This window comes from Actinocrispum wychmicini (assembly GCF_004345645.1).
GTDB classification, from domain to species: domain Bacteria; phylum Actinomycetota; class Actinomycetes; order Mycobacteriales; family Pseudonocardiaceae; genus Kibdelosporangium; species Kibdelosporangium wychmicini.
The window spans coordinates 102,375-113,160 of sequence record NZ_SLWS01000007.1; the positions used below are offsets into that span (position 1 = coordinate 102,375).

Below are 10,786 nucleotides of genomic sequence, written 5' to 3' on the forward strand. Positions count from 1 at the left end.
TTTGTATCGGCCACTCCAGGTACTTTCGGGTCGCGCACCGGTGGGCGGCGCCGATGAGCACCGAATTTCGGGACGGTCCGCTGGCATGGTGGTCCGACTGGATCCCGTGGCATCGCCGGTGGCGGTTCGCCCCGGCCGTCCGGGTGTGCATGGCCGTGGACATCGAGCAGTTCAGTCGGTTCACCCACCGGGAGGCCGTACGAGCACAGAAACGCCTGCTCTGGATGGCGCATCGGGCACGACAACACGCGGGGATCCAGGAAGGACACGTGGTCCTGCAGCGGGCCGGTGACGGCCAGTTGGCGATCCTGCCGCCCGCACTGGACGGGGCAGCGGTGATCCCCCAACTGCAGGAAGGCATCCAGGCCGCGCTGCGCGATACCAACAGCGAACTGTCCGATCATGCCCGGATCAGGCTCCGGGTCGCGCTCTACCAGGGCCATGTCAGCCCCGGCGACAACGGCTGGGTCGGACACGCCACCACCGCGGTCCACCGACTGCTGGACTCCACCCCAGCCCGACAGGCGTTACGGGACCACCCACCGGCTGACTTCGTGCTGATCGTCGGCGCCGACATCTACCGCGACTACATCCGAACCCACCCGAACCACATCGGTCAAAATGCCTTCCACCAGGTCAACGTCGACACACCCGCCAAGAACTTCACCGAACCAGCCTGGATCTACCTGCCGACCAGCCGACAATAGGACATCACTCCGGATGGGCCCACGACGTTTCCTGGGCGCGGGGCCTACGCCGGTGGGCCGTGAGCGGAGGCTCCAGGCGGGACAGCCACGCGCCCCAAAACCGGCTACCAGAACAAACAGCCCTTGCCTCATCTCAATCCCTTGCGCACCAAGGAAAGGGCTTCGGAAACGGCCGTGAGGCGCATGGTGGCCCCGTACCATGTTGACTATGGGTGATGCTTCGTTACTGCAAGATCAGGGACCACTTGAGTACCGGCAGGCAAGGGCGGAGTTGAACGCGTTGATCGCGGAATCTCTCCGCCGACCGGATGAACGCCCGGGGGTGTCCAGTGCTGCCCAACTTGAAAGGGCCATCGAGGCAGTGCGCGATCTTACCCCCAACGAACCGACCCTCTGGTGGCCAGGGGGATGGCTGGGCCGACCGATCGATGGCTACCTTCTCCAGCGGATGGTGATGGACCGCCCGGTGCGCTGTACGGAGCTGGAAGCCATCGAAGACCGTCCCATAGGCTTGGCGCCGGAAGAGTGGGCCACCGAGTGGATACCGACCCTGCCCGCGAACTTGCATCGCCCCGATGAGTTCCGCGTCTGGGATGATCTCTTGGACGCACAGTCTTGGCGGGACATGATGGAAGGCGGCCGCGTCAGGACGATTCCAGGCACGAGGCCCACTGAGATCGCAGGCCATGTCATGTGGGTCCTCACAGCCGCCGCGTCAGGCATGATTGGGAACGCGGCATACGACGCCGCCAAGAACGCGGTCACCAAGTTCAGACAACGGCAATCACGGCATGAACGTGACACCACGCAGAGCGCCAAGGCCTCCTCTGCCCACGACAGTGCGGACGGCGACTCGGCCAGTACCGGCCGCCGGCCTGTTCGAGCCCTTCACCCGCTCGACATCGACATCCCAGAAGGGATTCCCCCCGTCCTTGGGCTGGACACCAGTGAAACGCCGAACACAGCCGTTCGGCGAAATACACTAGCTGGAACCGATAGCAGCGAATCCTAACTCCCTCAATCAGAACCACGTCGCGGCCATCGACGATCGGCTATGAGCCGTCCACTCTGGACAACTCAGGGGATTCCAAACAGTCATTTACCTCGGCAACGTTGCCGAGGGCTTGCTTGGTATTGTTCGCCCCGTCCATGGGCAACACTTGGCGGGACGGTTGCAGCGGCAACATCCGCACATGCCGATGACAGAATGTTTGTCAGGTGACGAAATGTGCGCTTCGTCAACTTTTCCGGACACCAGAGGGAGCCTGACCGAAGTTCGCCGGGTGCCCGGATTCCTGCGCACCGCTGCGCGGCGAGCACGACAATGGGAGGGCCACAGGAGGGGAGCCGGTTATGCAGCCGCCGCGTCCTGCCATACATCGCACGATCATGGTCGTCGACGTTGAGCGGTTCGGGGACCGGCGCCGCACCAATCCTCATCAGGTCATCGTCCGCGATGCCCTGTACGAGGTGGTGCGGCGGGCGTTGGCCGAGGCCGGCATCTCCTGGGCGGCGTGTTGGCATGAGGATCGTGGGGATGGGGTGCTCATGCTGGTACCGGCTGAGATCCCCAAGGCACTGTTCGTTGACATAGTTCCTGCTGTCCTGGCCGCAGCCTTGCGCCACCACAACCAGTGCCATCGGGTCGAGGAGCAGATTCGGTTGCGGATGGCCCTGCATGCCGGGGAAGTCCAGTTTGACCGGCATGGCGTCACCAGTGCCGCGGTCAATCACACATTTCGGCTGTTGGATGCCCGGCCGGTGAAGACCGCGCTCGCCGACTCCTCGGGTGCGCTGGCCTTGGTCACCTCCGGCTGGTTTTTCGAGGATGTGGTGCGGCACAGCGTGACCGTGGACCCTGCGTCCTTCCGGCCGGTGTGGGTGTCGGAGAAGGAAACCTCGACCGTTGCCTGGATCGCGCTGCCCGACCACCCGTACCCGCCGGACCCGGCCGCGCTCACCGTCCCAGCGCCAGAACCTACGGCGCGGTCGGTGCCGGCGGCGATGTTCAGTATGCGCGGTGACATCCCTGACTTTGTTGGCCGCCACGACGAACTGCGCACCCTGCTCGACACCGTTGTCACCGCCGCCAGCCAGCCGGTGCGGGGGATCGCAGTGCACGCGGTCGATGGCATGCCCGGGGTCGGCAAAACGGCGTTCAGCATCCATGCCGCCCACCATCTGGCCGACCGGTTCCCCGATGGGCAGATCTTCCTGGAACTGTACGGTCACTCACCCACGCAAACCCCTCGCGACCCGGCCGACGCCCTGGCCTCGCTGCTGGTCGCCACCGGCATGGAGCAGTCAGCTCTGCCCCACGAGCTGGACGATCGGGCGCGGTTGTGGCGCGATCGGATCGCCGGCAAGAAGGTGCTACTGGTGCTGGACGACGCGGCCAGCCACGACCAACTGCGCCCCCTGCTGCCGGGCACCCCCGACTGTTTCGTACTGATCACCAGCCGGCACCGATTGCCTGCCCTGGATGGTGTCCACGCCCTGCTCCTTGACGTGATGCCATCCGACCAGGCCGCCTGCTTGCTGCTGACGCTGGCCGCCCACGCCCCCAGCTCCACCGATGCTGACTCCGGCGCCGCAACCCCGACGACGGTCGAGGCCGAGGTCGAGGCGGTGGCGCGGGTGGTGCAATTGTGTGGGTTCCTGCCATTGGCGATCGCGCTGGCCGCCGGACGGCTGCGCAGCCACCCCACCTGGAGTATCGCCTATTTGGCCGACTTGCTGGACCAAGCCCCTGACCGGCTGGCGCATCTGGCCGGCGGTGACCGTTCGATCCGGGCCGCGTTCACCGTGTCCTACCAACACCTCACCGCCCAGCGGCGGTGGATCTTTACCCTGCTCGGGGTTCATCCCGGCCCCAGCATCGACGTCTACGCCCTGGCCGCCCTGGCCGACTGCTCCCTCACCCAGGCCCATGACCACCTGGAGGCGCTACACGCTGATTGCCTCATCCAGGAGACCGCGCCGGGCCGTTTTCAGTTGCATGATCTGTTGCGGGTGTATGCCGGTTCCCTGGCTGCCACCGCCGACCAGGCCGACACCGAGCGGGCGATGCGCCAGGTCCTGGACTACTACCTGCACACCGCCGCCACCGCCGATGGCCACATGACCGTCTGGACCACCCCCACCGTCACAATCACCCTCCACACGCCCGCCCACCACCCGGATGTGGACACGCGGCAGCGGGCACGGGCCTGGCTGGACACCGAACTAGCCACTCTGACCACGTGTCTGGATCACGCCACTGGCCATCCCGATCTGGTCATCGCGCTCTCCACCACCCTGCACAACTATCTGCGGGTCAGCTGCGAGTACGAGCAGGCCCTGCGCATCCACCACACCGCGCTGGCCGCCGCCGAACGCACCCAAGACCGGCTCGGACAGGCCACCACCCTCACCTACCTCGGGCGCGTGTATTACCTGCGGGGAGACTGGACGCGCGCGCAGCAGCGGCACGCGCACGCCCTGCAACTGTTCACCGATCTCGGCGACCAGCGCGGGCAGGCCAACACCCTCAGCGACCTCGGCGCCGTGTACTACCTGCCAGGGGAGTATGAGCGGGCGCAGGAGGTGCTCGCCCACGCCCTCCAACTGTTCACCGACCTCGGCGACCAGCGCGGGCAAGCCAACACCCTCGCCAGCCTCGGCCGCGTGTATTACCTGCGGGGGGAGTATGAGCGGGCGCAGGAGGTGCTCGCCCACGCCCTCCAGTTGCTCACCGACCTCGGCGACCAGCGCGGGCAAGCCAATGCTCTCCACTTTCTCGGCCACCTGTACTACCTGCGGGGGGACTGGGACCGCGCGCAGCACGTCCTTGACCAGGGCCACAACCTATGGGTCGACCTCGGCAGCCGGCGCGGGCAAGCCCAGACCATGCTCGGCCTCGGCCGCGTGCGCCATCAGCAAGGCGACTACGACCAGGCTCTGGACCTCCTCACCCAGGCACATGCCCTGTACGCCGCCACCGGTGAGCGTGACGGGCAAGCCGACACGCTCAACAGCCTCGGCGATCTCGCCCTCGACCACCCCCCGGCCGGCGACCCCCATGCCCTGTTCACCCAAGCCCACACCCTCGCCCGCACCATCGGCACCGCCCTGCACGAGGCACACGCCCTGGCGGGCCTAGGACGCTGCGCCCACCGCGCCCACGATCTCCCCACCGCCACCACTGCCTTCACCCAAGCGCTGACCATCTATCAACGGCTCGGCAGCCCCGCAACAGCCACCATCACCCGCTACCTCGCCGACCTCCACCACAACACCAATCAACACCCCGAAACGCCGTAGCCACGCTCATTCCGCGCCTATCTTTGAACAGTCGCAGCCGCAGATTCGCCATCTTGCGAACATCCGCTCATAGCCGCGAGGTGGGCGTTGGGCTTGGCCAACGGACGCCTGACGACATGGTCGACTGGGCACGTTCACCTGTAAATGACTAGGTGCATTCACACGTACGCCGATACGAGTCAGTCAGTGAGCCTTTCCGCGTAACGGTTTGTTGCGTTGGGTGATCATGTGGTGCGGTCGTGGTCGATGTGCGGAGCACGAGAGCGGCCGCGAGGATCTTCCCGATCGCCCAGGGACATAGGCTGACGTTGCGCAGGGCCTTGAATGTGGTCTTGAGCAGGGAGTTTCCGCGTTCACCGACGGCACGTTGAGCGTTGTGGGCTGTCTGGTCCTCGGTGAGTGACTGCGCGGCCGTTCGGGTGGTCTTGATCGCTTGGCCGGACGTCACACGGTGACCACGACCTTGCCGAACTGGCTGCTCGCCTCAAGGTAGCGGTGTGCCTCGGCGATGTCGGTGAGGTCGAACGTGCGGTCCACACGCGACCGAAACGTGCCCGCGCGCACGCCCGCGAGGATGAAGTGCTCGGCGCGGCGCAGGCGGTCCGGGTCCAGCGTCAGGTCGAAGGCGTTGAACAGCCGCATGGTCGGCACGAACCACAGCGGAAACGGCGTTTCCTTTGTGTCGAGTGCGCCGTAGACGACCAGGGTGCCGCCTTTCGCCGTGGCCGCCGCCAGGTCCCGGACGCCTTCGCCCGCCACGGCGTCGAAGACGAACTCCGCGCCCTTGCCACCGGTGATCTGCAGTGTCCGCGCGGTGATGTCCTCGTCTTCGGTGACGATCACGTGTGCCGCCCCCGCCTCCACCAGCCGGTCTCGCTTGGCCGCGGTGCGCGTCGCCGCGATCGGCACGGCGCCGATGTGGTTGGCGACGTCGATCGTCGCGAGCCCGACGCTGCTGGACGCGGCGGTGATCAGCACGGTGTCACCCGGGCGTACGTGGCCTTCGTCGACGACCGCGCCGTACGCGGTGATGAACGGGCCCCACAGCGCGACGGTGTCGGCCGCGCTGAGCCCTTCCGGGCGCCTGAGCACCGCGGACGCGGGCACGATCGCCTGCTCGCCGTACACGCCGTAGTCCCGCATCGAAAACCCGGCGATGGTGCTGACCAGCTCGTCGGGCGTGAACTCGGTGACGCCTAGGCCGACCTGGTCGATCACGCCGGACGCCGAGTAGCCGAGCGTCGCCGGGAACTCGGCGGGGCGTTCGAAGTAGGTCCCGGCGCGGAACATCGCCTCGGCGCGGTTGAGGCCGATCGCCTCGACGTCGATGCGGACCTCACCCGGTCCCGGCTCGCCGATCTCGACGTCCACCAGTTCGAGCACCTCGGGCCCGCCCTCGGCGCCGAACCGTACCGTCTTCGTCATTTCTTCCCTTTCTCGTGGCTGCTGGAATCGATCGTGGCGCGGTGACGTTTCCGCCGGAAGACGGCACTTTCCTGTGACGACGGCACAAGCCTGTTACGAACGAGGTCACGACGATGGACGACGGCGAAATTCCCCCGGCCGAGATGTGCTCGCTGCGCGAGGTCCTGGACCTGGTCGGCGACAAGTGGGCGATCCGCGTGCTCGTCCACCTCGGCGACGAGCCGCGGCGATTCAGCGAGCTGGAGCGGGCACTGGAAGGGGTGTCACGGCGGATGCTGTCGCTGACGCTGCGGGGTCTGGAGCGCAACGGCCTAGTGACGCGGACGGTGTACCCGGAGGTGCCGCCACGGGTGGAGTACACGATGACGCCGCACGCGGGCGAGCTGGACGCGCCGCTGCACGCGCTGTCGGCGTGGGCGGCGAAGCACCGGACGCAGGTGGCGGCAGCGCGGGAGGCATACGACCTGGCCAACGCGTGAGCTGAAAGGACGCCTTCAGTAGGCCTTCCGTGTCACCAGAGGTGACGTTGGGTAGCGGCAGTTGGTGACGCGCCGAAGATGTTGCGGTGCGGCACAAAGACGCGGAACCCCGGTATGAAGATGGTCCTTCCGAGATCAACTTCATCGAGGTCCCGCGTCCTGATGAGTGTCACATACACCGCAGCGCTGCCCGTACGCGACCAGACGGTGCTGTTCCTGTCCAGCCTGCTGCACGACGAACGACGGCGCCGCGGCACCCGGACCGGCAGCCGGGCGCTGAGCCCGTTCACCCAAGCGGTCCTGATCCTGCGCTGGTTCCTCGACAACACCCGCGTGGCACAGTTGGCCTGCGACAACACGATCAGCAAGTCCACCGCCTACGACTACCTCCACGAGGGAATCACCCTCCTGGCCGCCCGTGCGCCGAAGCTGGAATCAGCCCTGCTCGCCGCCAAGATCGCCGGCCATGACCACATCAGCATCGACGGCACACTGATCGAAACCGACCGGTGCCGCACCCCAGGGCCCACCCTCGGCGTGGACCTCTGGTGGTCAGGCAAGCACGCCAGCCACGGCGGCAACATCCAGGTCATCACCGCACCGGACGGCTGGCCACTGTGGACCTCCGACGTCAGGCCCGGCCGCGAACACGACACCACCGCACTGCGGACCCATACCGAGATCCTTCCCGTACTGGCCGCATGGACAGGTGATGACCTGCCGGTCCTGGGCGACCTGGGCTACGAGGGGGAAGCCGGCACCATCACCGTGGCGTTCAAGAAACCCCAGGGAGGTGAACTCACCGAGGACCAGAAAGCCCACAACAAGGCCCACAACGCCAAACGCGCCGTCGGTGAACGCGGAAACTCCCTGCTCAAGACCACATTCAAGGCCCTGCGCAACGTCAGCCTATGTCCCTGGGCGATCGGGGAAGATCCTCGCGGCCGCTCTCGTGCTCCTGCACATCGACCACGACCGCACCACATGATCACCCAACGCAACAAACCGCTACGCGGAAAGGCTCAGTGTCTTCGAAGCCTCACCGCTGGCCGGCAGCGCCGACCGCTGCCCAGTGCCATGGCGCAGTCCAGGCTCGGCGCGCTCGACGGCAGCGACTTTCCCGGCGGCCGTCTGCAGACCACACTGATGAGCAGCCGGGACCCGGTGACGATGACGACCGCGATGCACGCCCGGGTCGCCGACACACGGTTCGTGCTCGATCGACTGACATGGCTGAACGTCGGCGTGAACCCAGACGCCGAGCTCCGCCCGCTGCCGGACGGTCTACGCGGAGCGCTGGATCTCTGCTGGGTCGGGATGTTCGGCCACTCGTGACGGACGCCGGCTCGCTCGCCTACGGCACCCGGGACCTGGTCGAGGCGTTGGCAACCACGCGGGCGCCGAAGGCACCGAAGGTCCGGCTGCTGCCGGCCACCCTGTCCGCGGGAGCTGCCCGACCCCACCGGGCTGCGCATCCCGATCGGTCTGGAGGCAACCGGCTCGAACCGCTCTAGCTGGACTTCGACACCTCCCCGCACCCTGCTTGTCCACGGCGACACCGAGAGCGGCAAAACCAACCTGCTACGGCTGATCGCGCGGTCGGTCACTCGCGGCAAAGGCCCCGACGAGGTGCGGGTGCTGTTCGCCGACTCACGCCGTGAACTGCACGCCGCGGTCCCGACCGAACTCCAGGTCGGCTACACCGTCAGCGGACACGCGCTCGGCGAGGCCGCCGCACGGGCCGACGCCTCGGTGCGTCACCGCCTGCCCTACGCCGACGTAGATGCCGACCGGCTCAAGCGCCGCGACTGGTGGACCGGCCCACCGCTGTTCATGATCGTCGACGACTACGAGCTGCTGACCTCCGGCCTGTCCAGCGCCCTGGAACCCCCACTCGATCTACTCCCCCTCGGCGCGGAGATCGGTTCCCAAGACGCACGAGTGGCAGACGCCGCGGACGCGGTCGCCGCCAGACCGCATCGCCGACACCTGCACCTGGCATTATTCCGCGCCGAGCAGGACGCGCTGATGGTGCGCCTGGCCGCAGACGCCGCCCTGGTGAGAGGCGAACTCGTCGCGTTGCACACCCACGATGCGCACGATCGAAACCTCACCGTGGCGCGCTCGTCCCACGACGGGGTCATCCGGCTACTGACCCACCACCGACACGCCACCTTGGCGTTAGCCGTCTACACGGCACAGTGCTGGGCGGCGCACGTGGACCGCTGGCGTGACGTCCCGGGACACGGGCCCTGGTTTGTTCACTACCGGACCAGACCGCGCGACACCGTTAACACCCAGCGGACTCGGGCAACGGTTCGCCAAACTCGCGCGACGAGTACAGCTGCCCGACGCGACCCTGCACCGCCTCCGCCACACGGTAGGGACATACCTGGTAGCCGACGGCAAGATCGTGCAAGCATCCAAACGGCTCAGATACCGCGACGTCAGCGCCACCTACCAGGCATACCAGCACACGGTACCGATCGATGACCGCGGAGCGGCGGATCATCTCGCCCGACTCTACGGATTCGACAACGGGTAAGCCGGAAACCGGGCTCCCTGCGAGGCTGGCCACCAGCCGGTTCGATCCCATCGACCTCGCCGCCGTGCCCCGGTCGACTGCGACACGCGTCACGATCGAGTCGGCTCGCTCGGCTCAGCAATCGCCGTTGCCGCAACAGAAGGACGTTCGCGACACCCTTTGTGGTCAACGCCAATGAGACCATTATGGACATCTGAAGGACGTGTTGGCGGGTGATGTCGACAACTCCGTTCGCGGCCGTGCGCGCGGCCCGTGGTCGTCAACGGCGTGGAACACATCGGCCGGGTCACGCAGGCGTACTTGATCCGCATCGTCGGCGGCGAGTGTTACCCCGTCGACGGGCGACTGCGATCACGATTTGGGCCAGGAGTGTCGTCAACAGGGGCTCAGACAAACGGTCCTACTGTGCGTAAATCAGTCCACAGAACCCCACGCGATCGCGCTGGGCGAGGAACGCCTGGTCGACACCGACCAGGCCGTCCGCTTCGGGTCGGTGCGCTATTCCACCCCCGACGGACACCAGGGCAGCAAGGTCTGGTGCCGCCTCGTCGGCGAGCTTACCCAGGAAGATCATCGACCACCTTGCTTCGAGGCGGGTGATGACCACCCGAATCGGCGCGGCGTGCGGTCAGTCGCTTCCGCCACCACTCCGTCCAGGCGCCGCCAAAGATTTCCGCCTCGCATGTCCTGAGCATCGCCTCCAATATGTTCCAGTCGCCGTCGTCAATGTACATGGCCACATAGCGCTGCGGCCAACCGACGGACGCGGACACTGCCAAAGTCGAACGAGCCTGTCCTTGCTCGAACAACTCCAGCACGTACTCCCGATCAGTCATCGCCTGCCATTGCGCGATCAAACCGCCGGTGGTCAGCAATCCCTCGATAGCCGCACCAAACCGGTCAATGCCCTCCTCGACCGGGAACGCCCACGTCGATGATGTCGATGACCTCATGCGCGCGGCGATTTCATCAGAGATATGCATCCCTTGGCTGATCGCTTCGATGTCGACAGTTGGAGCGATTTCTATGGGGACACGTACCCGGTTGCTGATGATTCCCCACGTTGTGGACGGCTGAGACGGCCGTCCCTGCCCGCGGTTCTGAAAGTCACACTCGGCGGCCGGAATCACCGACCACTCGAAAAAGAAGGCCACCTCGTTCGGGAGCTGGTGCCTTCGGAACTGGACAAGCACCAAGTTGCCCGGCGCCTGCCCAAGCAGGAATCGCCGATGTGACCGCCGGAACCCCGACCTCGTGAGCACCGGCGTCACATACTTGCCCAAGAGGTCATCCAGTAGTTTGGTCGTCACCAGCATGACAGCGACCCT

10 protein-coding genes and 2 pseudogenes are annotated in these 10,786 nt (G+C 66.4%); 8 read left to right on the forward strand and 4 right to left on the reverse strand.

The annotated features are described in order from the left end of the window. Positions 1 to 53 precede the first annotated feature (53 nt). From EV192_RS30830 to EV192_RS30840, 3 genes are all read left to right on the forward strand, one after another. Positions 54 to 707, forward strand: a complete 654-nt coding sequence (locus EV192_RS30830; RefSeq protein WP_132121685.1) for a hypothetical protein — start codon at positions 54 to 56, stop codon at positions 705 to 707. Positions 708 to 915: 208 nt separating this feature from the next. After that, a complete protein-coding gene (locus EV192_RS30835; protein WP_132121687.1) occupies positions 916 to 1,719 on the forward strand; it encodes a hypothetical protein in 804 nt (267 codons plus the stop codon). 656 nt (positions 1,720 to 2,375) lie between these two features. After that, positions 2,376 to 5,009: an ATP-binding protein gene (locus EV192_RS30840; RefSeq protein ID WP_243727227.1), complete on the forward strand. Its 2,634-nt coding sequence runs from the start codon at positions 2,376 to 2,378 to the stop codon at positions 5,007 to 5,009. A gap of 224 nt (positions 5,010 to 5,233) precedes the next feature. Here the strand turns inward: EV192_RS30840 and EV192_RS57475 are convergent. Continuing rightward, positions 5,234 to 5,484: pseudogene (locus EV192_RS57475) on the reverse strand (IS5/IS1182 family transposase); the annotation flags it as partial. Next, positions 5,454 to 6,434, reverse strand: a complete 981-nt coding sequence (locus EV192_RS30850) for a zinc-dependent alcohol dehydrogenase family protein (protein WP_132121692.1) — start codon at positions 6,432 to 6,434, stop codon at positions 5,454 to 5,456. The pseudogene EV192_RS57475 and the gene EV192_RS30850, both read right to left, overlap by 31 nt. 113 nt (positions 6,435 to 6,547) lie before the next feature. On the opposite strand from EV192_RS30850, the gene EV192_RS30855 reads away from it, so the two are divergent. The 5 genes and pseudogenes from EV192_RS30855 (at position 6,548) to EV192_RS54155 (ending at position 9,406) form a co-directional block, all read left to right on the forward strand. Then, positions 6,548 to 6,913 (forward strand): winged helix-turn-helix transcriptional regulator, encoded by a 366-nt coding sequence (locus tag EV192_RS30855; protein WP_132121694.1) that lies wholly within the window; start codon positions 6,548 to 6,550, stop codon positions 6,911 to 6,913. 162 nt (positions 6,914 to 7,075) lie between these two features. Next, positions 7,076 to 7,901 (forward strand): annotated as a pseudogene (locus EV192_RS30860) (HARBI1 family protein). A gap of 89 nt (positions 7,902 to 7,990) precedes the next feature. Further along, entirely contained in the window at positions 7,991 to 8,248 is a 258-nt protein-coding gene (locus EV192_RS54945; protein WP_132121696.1) for a hypothetical protein, read from the forward strand. Next, entirely contained in the window at positions 8,245 to 8,427 is a 183-nt protein-coding gene (locus tag EV192_RS30870) for a hypothetical protein (RefSeq protein WP_132121698.1), read from the forward strand. Before EV192_RS54945 ends, EV192_RS30870 begins: the two co-directional genes overlap by 4 nt. Positions 8,428 to 8,548: 121 nt before the next feature. Continuing rightward, positions 8,549 to 9,406, forward strand: a complete 858-nt coding sequence (locus tag EV192_RS54155; RefSeq protein ID WP_165960690.1) for a hypothetical protein — start codon at positions 8,549 to 8,551, stop codon at positions 9,404 to 9,406. Positions 9,407 to 9,858: 452 nt separating this feature from the next. On the opposite strand, the gene EV192_RS54160 is transcribed toward EV192_RS54155, so the two are convergent. Both EV192_RS54160 and EV192_RS54165 read right to left on the reverse strand, forming a co-directional pair. Next, complete coding sequence (locus tag EV192_RS54160; RefSeq protein ID WP_165960691.1) at positions 9,859 to 10,032, reverse strand: hypothetical protein; 174 nt, start codon at positions 10,030 to 10,032, stop codon at positions 9,859 to 9,861. Next, entirely contained in the window at positions 10,016 to 10,774 is a 759-nt protein-coding gene (locus EV192_RS54165) for a hypothetical protein (protein ID WP_165960692.1), read from the reverse strand. Before EV192_RS54165 ends, EV192_RS54160 begins: the two co-directional genes overlap by 17 nt. Positions 10,775 to 10,786: the final 12 nt, after the last annotated feature.

What these genes read in the sequence shown, in the direction of transcription:
- EV192_RS54165 (WP_165960692.1), bottom strand. Translation starts at nt 10,774, where the DNA reads ATGCTGGTGACGACCAAACTACTGGATGACCTCTTGGGCAAGTATGTG.
- EV192_RS30835 (WP_132121687.1), top strand. Translation starts at nt 916, where the DNA reads ATGGGTGATGCTTCGTTACTGCAAGATCAGGGACCACTTGAGTACCGG.
- EV192_RS30855 (WP_132121694.1), top strand. Translation starts at nt 6,548, where the DNA reads ATGGACGACGGCGAAATTCCCCCGGCCGAGATGTGCTCGCTGCGCGAG.
- EV192_RS54160 (WP_165960691.1), bottom strand. Translation starts at nt 10,032, where the DNA reads ATGATCTTCCTGGGTAAGCTCGCCGACGAGGCGGCACCAGACCTTGCT.
- EV192_RS30840 (WP_243727227.1), top strand. Translation starts at nt 2,376, where the DNA reads ATGGCCCTGCATGCCGGGGAAGTCCAGTTTGACCGGCATGGCGTCACC.
- EV192_RS30830 (WP_132121685.1), top strand. Translation starts at nt 54, where the DNA reads ATGAGCACCGAATTTCGGGACGGTCCGCTGGCATGGTGGTCCGACTGG.
- EV192_RS30850 (WP_132121692.1), bottom strand. Translation starts at nt 6,434, where the DNA reads ATGACGAAGACGGTACGGTTCGGCGCCGAGGGCGGGCCCGAGGTGCTC.
- EV192_RS54945 (WP_132121696.1), top strand. Translation starts at nt 7,991, where the DNA reads ATGGCGCAGTCCAGGCTCGGCGCGCTCGACGGCAGCGACTTTCCCGGC.